At 71.8% G+C, this 19,060-nt stretch carries 17 protein-coding genes; 6 read left to right on the top strand and 11 right to left on the bottom strand.

Going from position 1 to position 19,060, the window contains the following annotated elements; genetic code table 11:
* Positions 1-4 precede the first annotated feature (4 nt).
* The 4 genes from Air01nite_RS25105 to ettA form a co-directional block, all read right to left on the bottom strand.
* Complete coding sequence (locus Air01nite_RS25105) at positions 5-598, bottom strand: type III secretion system chaperone family protein (RefSeq protein WP_203705697.1); 594 nt, start codon at positions 596-598, stop codon at positions 5-7.
* 129 nt (positions 599-727) lie between these two features.
* Entirely contained in the window at positions 728-1,468 is a 741-nt protein-coding gene (locus Air01nite_RS25100; protein ID WP_373310464.1) for a DUF8185 domain-containing protein, read from the bottom strand.
* Positions 1,384-1,785, bottom strand: coding sequence for an acyl-CoA thioesterase (locus Air01nite_RS25095; protein ID WP_344388012.1), 402 nt, complete (start codon positions 1,783-1,785; stop codon positions 1,384-1,386). The genes Air01nite_RS25100 and Air01nite_RS25095 overlap by 85 nt, the downstream gene beginning before the upstream one ends.
* Before the next feature lie 4 nt (positions 1,786-1,789).
* Complete coding sequence (gene ettA / locus Air01nite_RS25090) at positions 1,790-3,466, bottom strand: energy-dependent translational throttle protein EttA (protein ID WP_203705695.1); 1,677 nt, start codon at positions 3,464-3,466, stop codon at positions 1,790-1,792.
* Between the two features lie 151 nt (positions 3,467-3,617).
* Between ettA and Air01nite_RS25085 the strand changes: the two genes are divergently transcribed.
* Positions 3,618-3,890 carry a hypothetical protein gene (locus Air01nite_RS25085; protein ID WP_203705694.1) on the top strand — a complete coding sequence of 91 codons (273 nt, stop codon included), beginning with the start codon at positions 3,618-3,620 and terminating at the stop codon, positions 3,888-3,890.
* Positions 3,887-4,273: a hypothetical protein gene (locus Air01nite_RS25080; RefSeq protein WP_203705693.1), complete on the top strand. Its 387-nt coding sequence runs from the start codon at positions 3,887-3,889 to the stop codon at positions 4,271-4,273. Before Air01nite_RS25085 ends, Air01nite_RS25080 begins: the two co-directional genes overlap by 4 nt.
* Here Air01nite_RS25080 and Air01nite_RS25075 read toward each other — a convergent pair.
* Positions 4,270-4,806 carry a hypothetical protein gene (locus Air01nite_RS25075; RefSeq protein ID WP_203705691.1) on the bottom strand — a complete coding sequence of 179 codons (537 nt, stop codon included), beginning with the start codon at positions 4,804-4,806 and terminating at the stop codon, positions 4,270-4,272. The genes Air01nite_RS25080 and Air01nite_RS25075 overlap by 4 nt on opposite strands.
* Positions 4,807-4,965: 159 nt before the next feature.
* On the opposite strand from Air01nite_RS25075, the gene Air01nite_RS25070 reads away from it, so the two are divergent.
* Together Air01nite_RS25070 and otsB are read left to right on the top strand one after the other, a co-directional pair.
* Positions 4,966-6,369: an alpha,alpha-trehalose-phosphate synthase (UDP-forming) gene (locus Air01nite_RS25070; RefSeq protein ID WP_203705689.1), complete on the top strand. Its 1,404-nt coding sequence runs from the start codon at positions 4,966-4,968 to the stop codon at positions 6,367-6,369.
* Entirely contained in the window at positions 6,366-8,966 is a 2,601-nt protein-coding gene (otsB, locus tag Air01nite_RS25065) for a trehalose-phosphatase (RefSeq protein WP_203705688.1), read from the top strand. The genes Air01nite_RS25070 and otsB overlap by 4 nt, the downstream gene beginning before the upstream one ends.
* Positions 8,967-9,016: 50 nt before the next feature.
* On the opposite strand, the gene cobA is transcribed toward otsB, so the two are convergent.
* From cobA to Air01nite_RS25050, 3 genes are all read right to left on the bottom strand, one after another.
* The gene (cobA, locus tag Air01nite_RS25060; RefSeq protein ID WP_203705686.1) at positions 9,017-10,243 is read right to left on the bottom strand and encodes a uroporphyrinogen-III C-methyltransferase; all 1,227 of its coding nucleotides are present in this window, start codon (positions 10,241-10,243) and stop codon (positions 9,017-9,019) included.
* Between the two features lie 73 nt (positions 10,244-10,316).
* Complete coding sequence (gene cobT, locus Air01nite_RS25055) at positions 10,317-11,375, bottom strand: nicotinate-nucleotide--dimethylbenzimidazole phosphoribosyltransferase (RefSeq protein WP_203705685.1); 1,059 nt, start codon at positions 11,373-11,375, stop codon at positions 10,317-10,319.
* A 53-nt stretch (positions 11,376-11,428) separates the two neighbouring features.
* On the bottom strand, positions 11,429-13,585 hold the full coding sequence (locus Air01nite_RS25050) for a transglycosylase domain-containing protein (protein WP_203705684.1): 2,157 nt from the start codon (positions 13,583-13,585) through the stop codon (positions 11,429-11,431).
* 93 nt (positions 13,586-13,678) lie between these two features.
* Here Air01nite_RS25050 and cobC point away from each other — a divergent pair, with 93 nt between their 5' ends.
* Entirely contained in the window at positions 13,679-14,716 is a 1,038-nt protein-coding gene (gene cobC / locus Air01nite_RS25045; RefSeq protein WP_239090960.1) for an Rv2231c family histidinol phosphate aminotransferase CobC, read from the top strand.
* A 6-nt stretch (positions 14,717-14,722) separates the two neighbouring features.
* Here cobC and Air01nite_RS25040 read toward each other — a convergent pair whose 3' ends face one another.
* From Air01nite_RS25040 to Air01nite_RS25030, 3 genes are all read right to left on the bottom strand, one after another.
* The gene (locus Air01nite_RS25040; RefSeq protein WP_203705679.1) at positions 14,723-15,175 is read right to left on the bottom strand and encodes a protein-tyrosine phosphatase family protein; all 453 of its coding nucleotides are present in this window, start codon (positions 15,173-15,175) and stop codon (positions 14,723-14,725) included.
* 86 nt (positions 15,176-15,261) lie between these two features.
* A complete protein-coding gene (locus Air01nite_RS41285; protein WP_239090959.1) occupies positions 15,262-15,846 on the bottom strand; it encodes a hypothetical protein in 585 nt (194 codons plus the stop codon).
* Between the two features lie 73 nt (positions 15,847-15,919).
* Complete coding sequence (locus Air01nite_RS25030; RefSeq protein WP_203705677.1) at positions 15,920-16,720, bottom strand: SURF1 family cytochrome oxidase biogenesis protein; 801 nt, start codon at positions 16,718-16,720, stop codon at positions 15,920-15,922.
* A gap of 142 nt (positions 16,721-16,862) precedes the next feature.
* Here Air01nite_RS25030 and Air01nite_RS41790 point away from each other — a divergent pair.
* Positions 16,863-19,060 (top strand): cobyrinic acid a,c-diamide synthase CobB (locus Air01nite_RS41790; protein WP_203705675.1); only part of this gene is annotated, 2,198 nt, incomplete at its 3' end.

Here is a 19,060-nt window from a genome sequence, read left to right as displayed (position 1 = left end):
GTCTTCAGAGGAGCGCGCCCTCGTCGTGGAGCCAGTCGACGAAGGTGCTGGAGACCGCGGCGCCGCAGTCGAGCATCTCGACGAGGAGCGCGTCGTGCGCGCCGGCGCCGAGCGGCACCTGGATCTCGGCGTAGATGGGCAGCTGGCCGCGCTCGGTCGGGTCGCCCACGTAGGCCTTGCAGAAGCGGCGCGTGTGGTTCCACTCGTTGACGACGCGGTAGGCGCGGTCGGCCCAGTCCGGCGGGACCGTCGAGTGTGGACGCGCGCGGATCACCAGGATCTCGTCCTCGGGGCCCTCGAGGGTGAACAGCACCGCGTGGCGTTCCCACATCGCCAGCAGGCTGCCGTCACCGTCGGCGAGATAGCGGATGTCGAGCAGGTCGAGCGCCTCGCCCAAGCGGCGGAGGCAGACCGGCTCGACCGTGGCCGGCTGGTCGGACGGGGTCTCTCGGGGCACGGCGAGGGCAGCCAGCGGATCGATCACTATCGCGTTCGGATCGCGCTGTGGTGGCACTCCCAATCGGACGGTGCCGTCCTCTGTCCGAAGCTCGGACTCAACCCCACCGGCGTGACCGGGACGCCATGACCACCAAGGCATCGCTCGCGCACCTCACTCCCCAGCGAATCCGTCCGCGTACGTTGCGTTGGACCCGGGGTGACGGTACCCGGAAGGTCCGCCGAGGGCATCCCCCCAACGGCACGCCGGACCCGAATGGACAGCCTCAGATCATCCGAAAGTACGAGGCGATGTCGGTTTTAGGGAGAATTGCTGAACGGGCGGTAGCCAGGCGACCCCGTACGGTGCAGCGAGCCCCGTCCATCTCCCGGAGACCCTGACATCGATGGCAGGGGCCGGATCGGCGTCGGGGGAGCCCAAAAAGCCCATTCGTACGACGGCCTGGATCAACCGTTGCGACACATCCACCGTCGCCTGTTCGGCACTGACCACGATGGGCACGTGGTCGAGGAGCGCGTCGCGCAGAGCCCGCTGGCCGACCGCGCGGCCGCCGACCCCTTCGCGCGTCGCGGTGCGCAACGTACCCGCCGCGGCGGCCGCCACGCGCCGGATCTCGGCCGCCGGAATCGCCTCCACGACGCGCCCGCCGGCCGGCGGCGGCAGCGGCCAGCGCCAGTCGGCGTCGCGCCGCGGCGGCAGGTTGGCGCCGCCCCGGGCGACCTCCTCGAACAGCGCGGCGGCCGACACCGTCGCGTCGACACCGGCGCCGCCGGCCACCGAGCGCCCCACGAGGACGCCCCACGGCAGCGGGGCCCAGAGCTGGGTGTGGCCGTCACCGGGGCGCAGCCGGACCACCGACGCCGCGTCGAGGCGCACCAGGCGGCTCAGGAACGCGCCGACGTCGCTGCGGGAGGCCAGGCCGTGTGTCACGGCGCGTACGGTTCCAGGAACTCGCGCTCGCCCGCCGTCATCCGGCGCGGGCGCTGGGCGGCCAGGTCGAACGGCACGCACACCGAGCGCGCCCGGCTCGCCACCAGGCCGTCGTCGAACAGCTCGTACGCGATCACGAACCGGGACGGCCGGATCTCCTCGACCCACATCTCGATCCGCACCGCGTCGCCGTAGTCGACCGGCCGCAGGTAGTCGATCTCGTGCCGGGAGATGACCACGCCCTCTTCGAGCGTGGTCAGCCCGTGCTTGCGCGCCGCGGTGAACATGAGCGCAACGCGCGCCTCCTCGTACAGCGTGAGGAAGCGCGCGTTGTTGACATGCCCGTAGACGTCCATGTCGGACCACCGCAGGGCGGCCTCGTAGACGAATCTGGCCACGACGTCAGTCGCGGGTCAGCTTGCGGTACGTCACCCGGTGCGGGCGGGCGGCCTCGACGCCGAGCCGGTCCACCTTGTTCTTCTCGTACGCCTCGAAGTTGCCCTCGAACCAGAACCACTTGGCCGGGTTCTCCTCGTCGCCCTCCCAGGCGAGGATGTGCGTCGCCACACGGTCGAGGAACATCCGGTCGTGGGAGATGACCACGGCACAGCCGGGGAACTCCAGCAGCGCGTTCTCCAGCGACGAGAGGGTCTCGACGTCGAGGTCGTTGGTCGGCTCGTCGAGCAGGATCACGTTGCCGCCGATCTTCAGCGTCAGCGCGAGGTTGAGCCGGTTGCGCTCGCCACCGGAAAGCACCTTGGTCGGCTTCTGCTGGTCGGGACCCTTGAAACCGAAGGCGGCGACGTACGCGCGCGACGGCATCTCGACCTTGCCGACCATCAGGTGGTCGAGGCCGTCGGAGACGACCTCCCAGACGGTCTGGTCGCCGTTGAGGCCCTCGCGGTTCTGGTCCACGTAGGACAGCGACACGGTCTCGCCGACCTTCACCGCGCCGTCGGTCGGCTGCTCCAGGCCCACGATGGTCTTGAACAGCGTGGTCTTGCCGACGCCGTTCGGGCCGATGATGCCGACGATGCCGTTGCGGGGCAGCGAGAACGACAGGTGCTCGATGAGCGTACGGTCGCCGAAGCCCTTGGTCAGGTCCTTGGCCTCGATCACCGTGTTGCCCAGGCGCGGGCCCGGCGGGATCTGGATCTCCTCGAAGTCGAGCTTGCGGGTCTTCTCGGCCTCGGTCGCCATCTCCTCGTAGCGGTCGAGCCGGGCGCGCGACTTGGTCTGCCGCGCCTTGGCGTTGGACCGCACCCACTCGAGCTCCTCGGAGAGGCGCTTCTTCATCTTGGCGTCCTTGCGCCCTTCGACCGCGAGCCGGGCCGCCTTCTTCTCGAGGTACGTCGAGTAGTTGCCCTCGTAGCCGATCGCGCGACCGCGGTCGAGCTCGAGGATCCAGCCGGCGACGTTGTCGAGGAAGTACCGGTCGTGGGTGATCGCCAGGACGGTGCCGGCGTACTTGGCCAGGTGCTGCTCCAGCCACTGGACGCTCTCCGCGTCGAGGTGGTTGGTGGGCTCGTCGAGCAGCAGCAGGTCGGGCGCCTCGAGCAGCAGCTTGCACAGCGCCACGCGGCGACGCTCACCACCGGAGAGGGTGGTCACGTCGGCGTCCGGCGGCGGGCAGCGCAGGGCGTCCATGGCCAGCTCGAGCGCGGAGTCGATGTCCCACGCGTCGGCGTGGTCGAGCTCCTCCTGGAGCTTGCCCATCTCCTCCATCAGCTCGTCGGAGTAGTCGGTCGCCATCTGCTCGGCGATCTTGTTGAACCGCTCGAGCTTGTTCTTGGTCTCGGCGACCGCCTCTTCGATGTTGCCGAGCACGGTCTTCGCGTCGTTCAGCGGCGGCTCCTGAGCGAGCATGCCCACGGTGTAGCCCGGCATGAGCCGCGCCTCACCGTTGCTGGCCTGATCGAGCCCAGCCATGATCTTGAGCAGACTCGACTTACCGGCGCCGTTGGGACCGACGACCCCGATCTTGGCGCCCGGCAGGAAACTGAGCGTCACGTTGTCGAGCACGACCTTGTCGCCGTGCGCCTTGCGCGCCTTTTCCAGGACGTAGATGTACTGGGCCACGGTGCGGCCTACCTCCGAGTAATGGTCGATACCGGCAGAACGCCGTCGTCAATCCTGACAGGTAGCCCCGGGATCGCCCACATCACCCCAGCGCAATCTGGCAACACCGCAAGGGTAGCCACCACAAGTATGACGGCTTTAGAATCTTGGTATGACGAAGAAGGTCACCGTCAGCGTTCCCGACGATGTCGCGGAGCGACTTGGATCCGAACGAAACGTCTCCTACTTCGTTTCGGAACTCGTTCGACGCCAAATCACGCACGAGCGCACCATGGCTCTGCTGGCGGAGAGCGGCTACTCGATCACCGATGAAGAGATGGACGACGCGTTCTCGGAGATCCAGGACGCCAAGCGGACGATGACGGCGAGCCTACGGCGGCACGCGGAGGAGGTGCTGGCGGCTGGCCGAAGGCCGCCGCGATGACGGGCTACTTCGCGGTGTTCGACACCGCGGCGGTCGACGGTTACGTCGACGGCATCATCCGAATCGGCCGCATGCTCGCTGGCGCCTCGAAAAACGACCAGCGGGTCATCGTTCCCGTGTTGTGTTTTGCTGACGCACACCGTCGCGCGACGCCAGAGCAAGCCTTGATGCTCGACTTGCTGCACGCTCAGCCCGCTGTCCACATCACGCCTGTGTTGGGCGACGACGCGGTAATGGTCGGGGGTTGGTCCCGACGACTTGGCACCTTCGACGCCACGCAGGCCGCGCTGGAGGCGGCCACCCATCGCTTGCCGATCGTCACGGACCGACGAGAGATTCTGACTCAGATCCTGGCCAAGGAGTGGCCGATCATCGACCTCTAGCCCGGGCGGCGCTCCGCCACGGCGAAGGTGGACTCTTTGCCGTTTGTCGACTGGGTCAGGCGGTACGGGGTGACGCTGTAGGTGGTCGTGCCCTCGTCCGTCTGGTTCGTGGCCAGGTAGCCGCCGCCGGTTTCCTCGACGGTCGTCAGGAACAGGGCGTTCTCGCCCTGGATGAAAGCGCCGTCCGCCGGGCCGATATAGCCCTGGTAGAACAGCGTCCCGGCCTGGTCTCGGCAGATCCAGACCTGCCGGTCGTCGTCGGTGCGGATGTAGAGGACCTCCGTCAGGTTCCCGGACGAGCCCGCGCCCTGCGCCGCCTCCTGAGTCGCCGACGGGCAGTCCTCCCCGGATGGCGGCAGCGGACTCTCGGTCTCTGGGGGCGACTCCTGGCTCTGTTTCTCCGCGGCGCGGTCGTCCGCGACCCGCGTCCCGTAGATCCAGCCCGCCGCCGCGCCGATCACCGCCAGCAGCACCAATGCGACCAGGAACGGTCCCCAACCGCGTCTGGGTGGTTTCGGCCCTGGTGTCGACACGCCTATGAGCCTGTCATCCAACAGCAACCGAACGGAAGGATCATTACTTCCGGGGTAGCGGGTATCCCGTCCATCGGGGGCCAGCCGGGCCCGTAAGCGCCGCAACGCCACGCAGGTAGGCTCGACGGCGGACCCGTGATCACCGGAGGTGTGCGGAGCGTGACGGTTCGTAGCTCTTTTGTCGTTGTGGCGAACCGACTACCGGTGGACGAGGTCACCACCGACGAGGGCCGGCAGTGGCGGCGCAGCCCGGGTGGGCTGGTGACCGCGTTGCACCCGGTGCTGGCGGAACACAAGGGCACCTGGGTCGGCTGGGCCGGCGGCACCAGCGAGGAGGCTCCCGAGCCGTTCGACCTCGAGGGCATCCACATCCACCCGGTGCCGCTGACCTCGCTCGACCTCGAGCGCTACTACGAGGGCATGTCCAACGCCACGATCTGGCCGCTCTACCACGACGCCGTCGAGACGCCCGTGTTCAAGCGTCGCTGGCGGGAGTCGTACCGCCAGGTCAACGCCCGTTTCGCGGAGGCCGCGGCGGACGTCGCCGCCGAGGGCGCGACGGTCTGGATCCAGGACTACCAGCTCCAGCTCGTGCCGGCGATGCTGCGCGAGCGCCGGCCCGACCTCAAGATCGGTTTCTTCCTGCACATCCCGTTCCCGCCGATCGAGCTGTTCATGCAGATGCCGTTCCGGGCCGAGATCCTGCGCGGCCTGCTCGGCGCCGACCTGGTCGGCTTCCAGCAGCGCCTGGCGGCACAGAACTTCGTGCGCCTGGCCCGGCACCTGCTCGGCCTGCGCTACGAGGGCCAGGTCATCGACGTCGACGGCCGCCCGGTCAAGGCCGGCGCGTTCCCGATCTCGATCGACGTCGCCGAGATGGAGCGGATGGCCGCGGACCCGGCCGTGCAGAACCGCGCCAAGCAGATCCGGGCCGAGCTGGGCGACCCCCGCACCGTGATCCTCGGTGTCGACCGGCTGGACTACACCAAGGGCATCGAGCTGCGCCTCAAGGCGTTCCGCGAGCTGCTCTCCGACGGCAAGCTCTCGGTGCCCGAGGCCGTGATGGTGCAGGTCGCCACCCCGAGCCGGGAGCGGGTCGAGCACTACCAGACGCTGCGGGTGAAGGTCGAACGTGAGGTCGGCCGCATCAACGGCGAGTTCGGTCGCGTCGGTGTTCCCGCCGTCCACTACCTTCACCAGTCGTACAGTCGCAACGAGTTGGCCGCGCTCTACTGCGCGGCCGACGTCATGATGGTGACCCCGCTGCGAGACGGGATGAATTTGGTGGCAAAGGAATACGTGGCGGCGCGCGCCGACACCGGCGGTGCGCTGGTGTTGAGCGAGTTCGCCGGCGCCGCGACGGAACTACGACAGTCGTTCCTGTGTAACCCGCACGACCCCGACGGAGTCAAGGAGGCGCTGCTGCGCGCGGTACATGTCGAGCATCCGGAGGCCCGCCGCCGGATGCGGCTCATGCAGCGGCACCTGCGGACGCACGACGTCGGCCATTGGGCCCGGTCCTTCCTCAACGAGCTGGGCGTGCCTGACGTGGAGGTCGCGTGACCGAGTTGGTCGAGGTCGATCAGAAGGCCGCCGGCCTGATCGACCCGGAGCTGCGCGCGGCGATCGGCCGGATCGCGCGGGTTCCGCAACTTCTCATCGCGTGCGACTACGACGGCACGCTGGCGGAGATCGTCGCCGACCCCACGCAGGCCGTACCCCTGCCGGAAAGCGTCGCCGCGATCCGCGCACTGGCGGCTCTGCCGCAGACCACCGTGGCGGTCGTGTCCGGGCGCGCCCTGCGCGACCTGGCCACGCTGTCCCGCCTGCCGAGCGAGGTGCACCTCGTCGGCAGCCACGGCTCCGAGTTCGACATCGGCTTCGTCGAGCGGCTGACGCCCGAGCTGGTCGAGGTCCGCACCCGGCTGCAGGTGGAGCTGCGCGAGATCGTGGCAGGCAAGCCGGGCGTACGCCTGGAGAACAAGCCGGCCAGCGTGGCCGTCCACTACCGGGCGGCGGAACGGGCGGTCGCCGAGGCGGTCAAGGCGCGGGTGGCGGACGGGCCGGCGAAGTGGCCGGAGGTGACGATCACCCACGGCAAGGAGGTGATCGAGGTCTCCGTCGTGCCGACCCACAAGGGCACCGCGGTGCACCAGCTGCGCACCTCCATGTCGGCCAGCGCCGTGCTGTTCGTCGGCGACGACATCACCGACGAGAACGCGTTCGCGACCCTGCAGGGCCCGGACGTCGGCGTGAAGATCGGCGAGGGCGAGACCAAGGCCACTCACCGGGTCGGCGAGCCGATCGAGGCCGCCCGGCTGCTCGCGCTGCTCCTGCAGACCCGCCGGCACTGGCTGTTCGGCGAGCGGGCGGTGCCGATCGAGCGGCATTCGCTGCTCTCCAACGGCGAGACGGTGGCGCTGCTCACCCCGGACGCCAAGGTCACCTGGCTGTGCCACCCGCGGCCGGACTCGGCGGCGATCTTCGCCGACCTGCTCGGCGGCAGCCCGGCCGGCCACTTCGCGGTCGCGCCGGAGCGCGGCGGCCTGCCGCTCGGGCAGCGCTACCGGCCCGGCACGATGACCGTGGAGACCCGCTGGTCCGGGTTGACCGTCACCGACTGGCTCGACCGGGCGCCGGACACCGAGCACGCGGCGGGCTTCGTGATCTCGGGCGACTCCGCCCTGGTCCGCCGCCTCACCGGCACCGCGCGCGTGGACCTCGAGTTCTCGCCGCGGCCCGAGTTCGGCCAGGTCCAGGTGCGGCTCCAGGCGCTCGGCGACGGGTTGCTCGTGCTCGGCTCCAACGAGCCGGTCGCGCTCTACTCCCCCGGCGTCGCCTGGAAGATCTCCGAGGACGGCGGGTACGACACGGCACGCGCCAGCGTCGACCTGACCGCGCTCGGCGGCGAGCAGCTCCTGGAGCTGCGCTTCGGGACGCACAGCCTGGAGGCGCACCCGGTGGTCGCCGGGGATCGGCAGGAAGCGGCCGAGGATCCGTGGAAGCAGTGGGTACGCGGGCTGCGCCTGCCGACCGAGAGCCGGGACCTGGTGGCCCGCAGCGCGCTGACGCTCAAGGGCCTGTGCCACGAGCCGACCGGCGCGATCCTGGCGGCCGCGACCACGTCGCTGCCCGAGGAGCTGGGCGGGGTCCGCAACTGGGACTACCGCTACTGCTGGCTGCGGGACGCGGCGATGACCGCGCGGGCCCTGGTCGACCTGGGCTCGCTGGACGAGGCCGAGGGGCTGCTGCGGTGGGTCGACGGCTGCGTCGAGCGCACCGGCGGCCACCCGGAGCGGCTGCACCCGCTCTACACGGTCGAGGGCTACGAGCTGGGCGCGGAGGCGGTCATCGACACGCTGCCGGGCTACGCCGGGTCCCGCCCGGTGCGGGTCGGCAACCTCGCCAACCACCAGCTCCAGCTCGACGTCTTCGGCCCCGTCGCCGACCTGCTGGCCGCCGTCGCGGACGCCCGCGGCGCGGTCCGCGAGGAGGAGTGGCGGGTCCTCGAGGCGATGGTGCAGGCGGTCGAGCGCCGCTGGCACGAGCCCGACCACGGCCTGTGGGAGGCCCGGCTGCAGCCGCGGCACCACGTCTACTCGAAGGTCATGTGCTGGATGACCGTCGACCGGGCGCTGCACGTCGTGCGCAAGCACGCCGGGCAGGACCGGCCGGACTGGGTGGCGCTGCGCGACCGGATCGGCCACAACGTGCTGGAGCACGGCTGGCACGAGGAGGCGGGCGCCTACACGGTGGCGTACGGCTACGACGAGATGGACGCGTCGTCGCTGTGGATCGGCCTGTCGGGGCTGCTGGCCGACGACGACCCGCGGTTCCTGGCGACCGTCCTCAAGGTCGAGGCCGACCTGCGCAGCGGCCCGGTGGTCTACCGGTACCGCTGGGACGACGGCCTGCCCGGCCGCGAGGGCGGCTTCCACATCTGCACGTCGTGGCTGGTGGAGGCCTACCTGCGCACCGGGCGGCGGGCCGACGCCGAGGAGCTGTTCGAGCAGATGGTCACGACGGCCGGCCCGACGGGCCTGCTGCCGGAGCAGTACGACCCGCTGGCCGAACGCGGGCTGGGCAACCACCCGCAGGCGTACAGCCACCTGGGGCTCATCCGGTGCGCGCTGCTGCTCTCCGGCTTGGTCAAGCCTTAAGGCAAGGAACGGTCCGTTACTAACGCTTTCCGCATAGGAACGGACCGTTCCTAACGCCGCAGCGCGGCGACCACCTCGCCGACCACGGTGATGGCGGGGGCCCGCAAGCCTGCCTCCGCCACCTCCGCGGCGATCGTCTCGAGCGTCGCGGTGACCTGCCGCTGCGCCGCCGTCGTGCCCTCCTGGATCACCGAGGCCGGCGTCGTGCCAGGCCGGCCGTTGGCGACCAGGGTCGCCGCGATGGCCGGCAGGTGGCGCAGCCCCATCAGGATCACGACCGTTCCACCTTGCTTGGCGACGGACGGCCAGTGCACGAGCGACTCTGGGTCGTCCGGCGCGAGGTGACCGGAGACCACGGTGAACTCGTGCGCGACGCCGCGGTGGGTGACCGGGATGCCGGCGCCGGCGGGGACCGCGACCGCGCTGGTCACGCCCGGCACGACGGTGACCGGCACGCCGGCCTCGGCGCAGGCGATCACCTCTTCGCCGCCGCGGCCGAAGACGAACGGGTCGCCGCCCTTGAGCCGGACCACCGCCTTACCCTGCCGGGCCCGGTCGACCAGGATCGCGTTGATCTCCTCCTGGGTACGCGCCGGCCCGTACGGGTTCTTCGCCGCGTCGACCACCTCGGCGTCGGGCCGCAGTTCGTCCAGGAGCAGCCCGGGCGCGAGCCGGTCCGCCACCACGACGTCGGCCTCGGCCAGCAACCGGCGGCCCTTGACGGTGATCAGCTCGGGGTCGCCGGGCCCGGCGCCGACCAGCGCGACCCGGCCGCCCGCGTGCGCCTCGGGCGCGACGGCGGCGGTGGCGCTGGCCGCCGCTCCGGTCCAGCCCGAGAGGAACCCCGCGATCGCGTCCCGGGTCGCCACCGCCCGGCGGGGGTCGCCGCCGCCGAGCACCGCGACGGTGACCGGGCCGCGCCGGGTCACCGCGGGCGTCCACGCGGTGGCGGCGGTGCGGTCGTCCGCGCGGACGCAGAAGACTCTGTGTTGTTCGGCGGCCGCCGACACCCGCGCCGCGGCGTCCGCGTCGTCGACCGCGACCTGGACGAGCCATTTTCCGTCGACGTCGGACTCCTCGAAGCGGCGCCGCTCCCAGCGGATCCGGCCCGCGTCGGCCAGCCCGTGCAAGGTCGGTGTCAGCTCGGGCGAGACGACGGTCACCTCGGCGCCGGCGTTCAGCAGGGCCGGCACGCGCCGGCTGGCCACCGCGCCACCGCCGACGACCAGCACCGGCCGTCCGTCGAGCACCAGCGCCAAGGGGTAGAGCTCCGTCATTGCCGCGCCTCGCTGCGCGAGGCACAGCAACGACCCGGGTCACTGAGCTGGCTAGCTCGCTCGCTTCGCTCGCTCACTTCTCCGCCACCCCGGCGGAGTCGAAGGTGGCGACGTCGTGCAGCACGCGGACCGCGCTGGCCACGATCGGCCAGGCGAGCACCGCGCCGGTGCCCTCGCCGAGCCGCAGCCCGAGGTCGACCAGAGGTTCGAGGCCGAGGTGCCGCAGCGCGACCGAGGCGCCGGGCTCGGCGGAACGGTGCCCGGCGACCATCGCGCCGACCGCGTCGGGCGCGAGCGCCGCGGCGGCGAGCGCGGCCGAGTCGGCGATCACCCCGTCCAGGATCACGGGTACGCGCCGCGCCGCGCCACCGAGCACGAACCCGGCGATGGCGGCGTGCTCCAGCCCGCCCACCGCCGCCAGCACGCCGATCGGGTCGCCCGGGTCCGGCCGGTGCAGGGCCAGCGCCCGCTGCACGACGCCCACCTTCCGCCCGTGCGTCTCGTCGTCGATCCCGGTGCCGCGCCCGGTCACGTCGGCCGCCGCGGCGCCGGTGAACGCGGCGATCAGCGCGGCCGCCGGCGTGGTGTTGCCGATGCCCATGTCGCCGGTGGCCAGGCAGCCGGCGCCCCGGTCGACCAGGTCGGCGGCGACGCGGATGCCCACCTCGACGGCGGCGGTCGCCTCCTCGCGGGTCAGCGCCGGCTCGACGCTGAGGTCGCGCGTACCCCGCCGGACGTTGGCCTCTATCAGGTTCTCCGCCGAGGTGACCGGCGGCGCGGCCACACCGACGTCGACGACCACGACCGACGCGCCGGTCTGGCGGGCGAAAGCGTTGACCACCGCCCCGCCGGCCAGGAAGTTGGCGACCATCTGCCCGGTCACCTCCTGCGGCCACGGGCTGACCCGTTGGTCCAGCACGCCGTGGTCGCCCGCGAACACGGCCACCACGGCCGGCTCCGGCAGCGGTGGCGGGTTGACGCCGGCGAGCCCCGCGAGGCGTACACCCAGATCCTCCAGCGACCCCAACGAACCCGGCGGTTTGGTCAGGGTGGCGTGCCGCGCGTGCGCGGCCGCCATGGCGGCGGCATCGAGCGGCCGGATCGCGCGAACGGTCTCAGCGAGGAGGCTCATGCCCCCATGATCCCGTCCAACGGGGAAGGGGCCCCTCGCGGGGCCCCTTCGGCTCATCTCACGATCGCCGGCGACGGTGCGGGGAAGTCGCGGACCGGTTGTCCCTTGAGCGCGTCGCGCAGCGTCTGCGCCACCGAGTCGATCGGTTTCTGCGACTGCCCGTCACCCACCGCGTTGAACGGGTTGTCCGGGTCGGCGATGAAGCTCGCCGCCGACAGTTCCGGCGTGAAGCCGACGAACCAGGCCGACCGGGTGCTGTCGGTGGTACCCGTCTTGCCGCCGACCGGGCGACCCACCGTCCCGGTCACGCTCGGCGCGGTCGACCACTCCTGGCAGGAGCCGGTCTTCGCCTTGCCGCCGGTCGGGCAGACGGCCGCGTCCGCGGCGGCGCGGGCGACGTCCTGGGTGACCTCCTGGCGGCAGCGCGGCTTCGACACGTCCACCACGTCGCCGTTCGGGTTCTTCCAGGTCACCTCCTTGCCGTCGGGCGTCTGGATCGAGGTGACGGGCAGCGGCTCGCAGTAGACGCCGTCGGCGGCGACGGTGGCGTACGCGCCCGCCATCTCCAGCGGGGTCACGTCGGAGACGCCGAGGGTGAACGCACCCCAGGTCTTCGACCGCGGCGGCTTGGCCATCATCTGGTCGACGTCGGTGCGCCAGCGCAGGCCGAGGCGCTCGGCCATCTTGACCGCCTTGTCGGCGCCGACCTTCTGTTCGAGCTGCACGAAGTACGTGTTCACCGACTTGCCGAAGCCGGACCACATGGCGTGCTTGCCGGTCATCGCGCCGGAGGCGTTCGACGGGCACCAGCGGCCGCCGCACGAGCCCGGCCCCTCGCCCGGGTACTGGGACACCAGCTTCATCGGCGAGTCGAACGCGGTCGACAGCGGCAGCCCGGCGTCCAGCGCGGCCAGCATCGTGAACATCTTGAACGTCGAACCCGCCTGGTAGCCCGGCATGTCACCGCCACCGAGCAGCGGCACCACCGTGTTCGGGTAGTTGCCCTTGATCTTCGCGGCCTTCGCCGGGTCCGAGTGCGTGCCGTTCTTGCTCTGGTCCAGGGAGTAGACGCGGTTGACCGCCATCGACTTGACCAGGCCCGTGCCCGGCTGGATCACCACCAGGCCGTGCGCGAACTTGCTGTTCGCCTTCTCCTTGTCCATCACGTTCTTCTCGGCGATGGCCTGGATGTTCGGGTCGAGCGACGTGACGATCTTGTAGCCGCCGCGGCGCAGGTCGTCCTCGCGTTGCGCGGCGTTCTCGCCGAACGCCGGCTGCTCGGCCCACCACGCCTTGAGGTAGTCGCAGAAGAAACCCCAGCTGTTGAGGTTCTGCGGCACCGAGACACAGTCGTTGGCCGGCGTGCTGAGGTGCAGCTCGATCGGCAGCTGCTTGGTGGCCGCGTTGTCCTGCGGGCTCAGGTAGCCCATCTTCTGCATGTTGTCGAGCACGTAGTTGCGCCGGGCGGTCGCCGCGAGCTTGTCCTGCGTCGCCGGGTCGTACTCGGTGGGCGCCTTGACCAGACCCGCGAGCGTGGCGGCCTCGACCAGCGTCAGGTCCGCGGGGGATTTGGAGAAGAACACCTCGGAGGCGGCGTAGATGCCGTACGCCCGGTGTCCGAAGTAGGCCGAGTTGAGGTAGCGCTCCAGGATCTCCTGTTTGGTGTACTGCTTCTCCACCTCGAGCGCCAGCCGCATCTCGCGCAGCTTGCGGGCGCTGGTCTGCTCGGTGGCCTCCTGCACCTCGAGGGGTGTGGTGGCGCCGTCGCGCTGTGCCATCCGGACGTACTGCATCGTCAGGGTCGAGGCGCCCTGCTGGACGCCGTCGCTCTGGTGGTTGGCGACGAACGCGCGCGCGATGCCCTTGGGGTCGACGCCGTTGTGCTCGTAGAACCGCTGGTCCTCGGAGGCCACGATGGCCTGCTGGATATACGGCGACATCTGCGAGATGGGTACGTACTTGCGGTGCTCCTCGTAGAACATCGTCAGCAGGGTCTTGCCGTCCGCGGCGTACACATAGCTGGTTTGGGCCGGGGGTTTGACGTTGAGCTTGGTCGGCATGGCGTTGAAGGCTTCGGCGCCCTTCTTGGCTCCGAGCCCACCGACGGCAACGAGCGGATAGGCGACCGCCGCCACGACGACACCGGCGATGAGCCCGGCCCGCAGCAACGGAGCGAACCGGCTGGTCGTGGAGAGGGCGCGCTTAATCACTAGCTCAAGTTAGGACATAAGAGGATATGTCCGTACTTGAAAGTGAACAACGTCTACGTCTCATGTTCCTGGAAGCCGGGTACGGTCGTCCGTGTGTTCGAGCTGGGCCATCACGGCGACGTCGAGGTAGGGCCGGGTCTGGTCGACCTGGCGGTCAACGTCCGGCAGGCGCCGCTGCCGCCGTGGCTCGCCTCACCGCTGGCGGCGTCGCTGTCCGCGCTCGGTGCCTATCCCGATGCGGGCCCGGCCCGTGCGGCGGTCGCGGCCCGGCACGGCCTGCCGGCGTCGTCGGTGCTGCTGACCGCGGGCGCGGCGCAGGCGTTCGTCCTGATCGCACAGGCGTTCCGGTCCGCGGCCCGGCCGGTCGTGGTGCATCCACAGTTCACGGAGCCGGAGGCGGCGCTGCTGGCGGCGGGCCATCGGGTCTCCCGGGTCGTGCTGCCGTCCCCGTTCGTCCTGGACCCGTCCCTGGTCCCGGAGTCCGCAGACCTGGTCTTCGTCGGCAACCCGACGAACCCGACCTCGGTGCTGCACCCCGCGTCGGACGTCGCGGCCCTGGCTCGGCCGGGTCGGATCCTGGTGGTCGACGAGGCGTTCGCCGACACCACCCTGGGTCCGTCCGGGTCTTCGGAGCCCGAGTCGCTCGCCTCCCGGACCGACCTTCCGGGGTTGATCGTCCTGCGCAGCCTGACGAAGACGTGGGCGCTGGCCGGTCTGCGCATCGGCTACGCGCTGGCGGCGCCGTCGGTGATCGCGCGGTTGGCCGCGGTCCAGCCCTTGTGGCCGGTCTCGACCCCCGCGTTGGTGGCCGCCGTCGCCTGCGCCGGGCCCGTGGCGGTCGCGGCCGAGCACGCGATTGCCCACTCGTTGGCCGCGGACCGCGCTCACCTGGTGGCCCGCCTGTCCGAGCTGCCCGGGGTGACGCTTGCCGCTGTGCCGTCGAGCTCGTTCGTGCTGCTGCGGATGGCAGACGCGGACAAGGTCCGGCTGGCGCTGCGCGACCGCGGCTACGCGGTCCGCCGGGGCGACACGTTCCCCGGCCTGGGCACGGACTACGTCCGGGTGGCGGTCCGCGACCGGGCGACGACCGACGCGTTCGTCATGGCCCTGAAGGCGACGCTGGCCACCTGATCTTGATCAGTTCAGGTCCGGGCCGCCTGGGGCGGCGAAGCGGGCGACGAAGCGCTTCTGCCAGGGGGTCTCGACCGCGCGGCGGTCGTAGTTCTCGCGGACGTAGGCGACCGCTTCCCGGGCCGGCACGCCGTCGATGATCGCGAGGCAGGCCATCGCGGTGCCGGTGCGGCCGCGCCCGCCGCGGCAGGCCAGCTCGACCCGGTCGGTGGCGGCGCGTTCCCAGGCCTCCTGGAGGGCGCGCCCGGCGTCGGCCGGGTCGCTGGGCAGCCAGAGATCGGGCCAGCGGACCCAGCGGCTCTCCCAGGCGGTGAGTGAGGCTGGCTTGCCGAGCAGATAAAGGCCGAACGTGGGCGGCGGACCCATCGGGTACGCCCGCAGCAGTCCACGCCCGCGGACCAGCCGGCCCGAGGGCAGCCGCAGCACACCGGCGCCGGCTGGATCCCACGAGTCGATCATGAGCCCACCATAATGGCCACCTGCGTGTTCGAGGCTGATTCAGCCGTTTTGCGACGGCACCGCACCGGGCGAGGTTGTGGCCGGCCTCACAGCGCGGCGAGCGCCCGCACGTAGTTGACCTGCTGGTGCACGTGCTGGACCTGGTTCTGGTCGGCGACCGCGATCCGCGCGACGTACTGGTGCCGCCCGTTGGTCACGGTGACCTGCACCGTGCCGCTGTAGACGGTCTCCTTGAAGAGCAGGAACAACAGGCTGAACACCGTCAGGAGACAGAAACCGAAGATCGCCGCGAGTACGGCCCACGTCGGCGTCTTCTGCGTGCTCTGCCAGAAGTCGTTGACCTGCCAGTGGGAGCCGGCGAGCGGGAAGCTGCCGGCCGGCGTGTGCACGAGCTGCGAGGTCACCCGGATCTCGCCGATCTGCGCGACCACGGTGCCGTCGCCGTGCGCGCCGCCGGGCGGGAAAGGACCCGTGACGCCGGGCCCGGCCGGGCTCGACTGAGCCACCGGCGGCCCGCTGGTCGGCTGCGGCGGTGGTGCGTAGACCGGCCCGGGGTCGGACGTCGGGTCGGGCAGCGGACCCAGGTCCGGCGTCGACCAGGGATCGGTCGGCGGCGGAAACTGGCCCGGATCGCCGGCACCCGGCAGCGGCAGCGTCGGCTCTGTGCCCATCACGCAGCACCCTTCGTCGCGGCGGCTCCCCAGGCACCATACTGCGCGGTGCCCGCCACCGCGCGCCGCGACATCAGGTGGTGCCGGCGAGTTGCCGTTCCTGCGGCGGTGCCTCCTCGCGGGGCCCGCGCGCCTCACGCCGGGCGGCCCACCCGAACGCGAAGAGCGTCATCACCGCGAACAACCACCACTGCACGGAGTAGCCGAGGTTGAGCCAGTCGTTCTCGCGGTTGGGCGGCACGGCCGAGAAGCCCTTGTCGACGGCCGGCACCTGGCTGTCGAGCTGGACGAACGCGCCGCGCAGCGGATAGGGCAGCTCGGCGGCGATCCGCGGCACCGCGATGCGCCGGGTCTCCAGCTTGCCCTCGGCGCGGTCGACGCCCGTGCCGCGGCTCTCGGACAGCTTGACGGCGCCGGTCACCGTGACCTGGCCGGTCGGGATCGGCGGGACCTCGGGCTGCGCGTAGGCGCCGCCGCCCGGCACCGCCGGCACCCAGCCCAGGTCGACCAGCACCGCGGAGCCGTCGGATAGTCGAAGCGGGGTGACGATCTCGAACCCCACCTCGTTGTCGACCGTGCGGCCGCGGACCAGCACCACGTTGGCCGGGTCGTAGACACCCGTGGCGGTCACCCGGGTCCACTCGGTCGTGCGCTGCGGCCCCGGACCGGGCGTGCCCGGGCTGCCACCGGGCGCGACCACGGAGTCGAGCGGCACCGGCGTGGCGGTGTCGGTCACGTCGATCCGTTGGTTGACGTCCTTGCGCAGCTCGTAGCGCCCGTGCTGCCAGTTGCCGAGCAGCACCATCACCGTGGCGGCGACCAGCGCGAGAGCGAGGAAGCCCAGCCAGCGGGGGGTCAGCAGGAACCGGTACACGCCAAGAGGCTACTGCGGGGGTATGACGGGTTTGCTGGCGGTCGCCGGACGTACCCCATGCGTCGATGTGTCGTCAGCCTGATGTTGTCGGGCCCATTAGGTATCGTCGGACGGCTCACCAATTTCCGCCAAGGAGTCGCCGATGTCCGCCGTGCCCCGGGTGGTGGTCAGCGCGCCGTCGTCCGGCCATGGCAAGACCGCGCTGGCCGTCGGCCTGCTCGCCGCGTTCGCCGGCCGAGGCCTCACCGCGGTCGGTTTCAAGGTGGGCCCCGACCACACCGACGCGGCCTATCTCGGTGCCGCCGCCGGCAGCCCCGGCCGCAACCTCGACCCGCGACTCGTCGGAGCCCACCGGATCGCGCCGCTGTTCGCGCACGGTGCCGAAGGTCACGACATCGCCGTGGTCGAGGGCACGATGGGCCTGTTCGACTCCCTCGCCGGCCGCGTCGAGACCGACTCCACCGCGGGCGTCGCCGCCGCCCTGCGCGCGCCCGTGATCATGGTCGTCGACGTCGGCGCCATGGGCCAGTCGGTGGCGGCGCTGGTGCACGGCTTCCGTGCCTACGACGAGCTCACCTGGCTCGGCGGCGTGATCCTCAACCGGGTCGCCTCCGACCGCCACGAGCAACTGCTGCGCGAGGCGCTCGACGACATCGGCGTGCCCGTCTACGGCGCGCTGCGCCGCCGCGACCTGCCGTCGACCCTGCCGCCCCGCCACGAGGGCGTCGTGCCCGTCCTTCATCGCGAGGTCGAGGCGCTGCGCGGCATCCGCCGCCTCGGCGAGTCGATCGCCGGTGCCGTCGACCTCGACGGCCTGCTGGCGCTGGCGCGCTCCGCGCCAAACCTGCCGACGACGCCGTGGTCACCGGCGACCGAGCTGGCGGCCACCCCCGACGACACGGCCGCCGTCCTGGTCGGCCGCCGCCCGGTGGTCGCGCTCGCCGGTGGGCTCGAGCTGTCGTTCGCGTACGCGGAGACGCGCGAGCTGCTGGAAGCGGCCGGCGCCACGGTAGTGGCGGTCGACCCGCTCCGCGACGAGCTGCTGCCGGAGGGCACCGACGCGCTGGTCATCGGAGGCGCGCTGCCCGAGGCGTACGCGGAGGAGCTGTCCGCCAACCGCCGCCTCTGTGCGGATGTCGCCGACCTGGCCCGCTCGGGCCGCCCGGTGATCGCCGAGGGCGCCGGCCTGCTCTGGCTCACCCAGGCGTTCGACGGCCGACCGATGTGCGGCGTCCTCGACGCGACCGGGACCACGGGCGACCAGATGATCGTGGGCTACCGCGACGCGACGGCCCGGGCCACCACGGCGGTGGCCGAGATCGGCGCCCGGGTGGTCGGCTACAAACAGCACCGCGGCGTGGTCAGCCCCCGCGCGGGCCAGACACCGGCCTGGACGTGGAACGGCGGCACACCTGAGGGCTTCGTCTGGCGACGGGTGCACGCGTCACAACTCAGCCTGCATTGGGCGGGGTTCCCGGAGATCGCGCGGCGGCTGGTGCTGGCGGCACGTCCCGGTGCGGGTCCTGCGCCGGGTGGGTCGTGGGGTCAGCCGACGGGAGCGGTGCCGGTGATCGGGCCGCGAGCGGAGATCGACTACGGCACGGCACCGACGGAGGCGGCGACCGACGGGCGCGGCTTCCCGGCGGTCGACGGCGCCCCCCGACTGCGCGCGGTCCCCGGCGGCGCGACACCGGAGCCCGCCGGCGAGGGCGCACCCCCCGCGGACCCGCCGCGGCTGCGGGTGGTGCCGCCGCTGCCCGACGACGACGATCCGACGGACGGGCGCGGTTTCGCGCCGCCCGAGCACGTGACGGACGGGTTCGGTTTCGCCGGCGTGCCGGGTGCGCGCGGGGGTGCGGCTGACGGATACGCGTATGTGATGGCCGACGAAGGCCCGGACGGAGCGCGGCGGCAGGCCGGCGGTGAGCCGGGTCGGGAGTTCGGCTTCCCGTTGGGTCGCGGCGGCATTCCGGCGGCCGGGAGCGGGTTCGGCCCGGCTATGCCGGCGTCGGCGGTCCCGACCACTGGCGGGTCTCGCCCGGTCGCCCATCCGCCGCCGATTTCCGACGGCTACGGTCCGTTCGGGCCTGACGCCGCGGCCACCAGCGACCACGACCCGGCCTGGGCCGGGGGCGCATCGGCCCACAGACCTCCGGACGACTTTGGCCCGTTCGGACCCGGCGGCTCGCCGTCCGCCCAGCCGACAGTCGCCCTCGGCGGGCCCGCACCGGCGGCCCAGCCGCACCCGGTCTTCGACGGCTTCGGCCCGTTCGGCGCAGGCGCCCGGCCCGGCTCGACAGCCCAACCAAGCCCGCTCCCAATGAGCCATGACCAGCGCCG

Origin of the sequence: Asanoa iriomotensis, assembly GCF_016862515.1 — a bacterium.
Classification (GTDB): domain Bacteria; phylum Actinomycetota; class Actinomycetes; order Mycobacteriales; family Micromonosporaceae; genus Asanoa; species Asanoa iriomotensis.
This window is presented reverse-complemented; position numbering and strand designations above follow the sequence as displayed.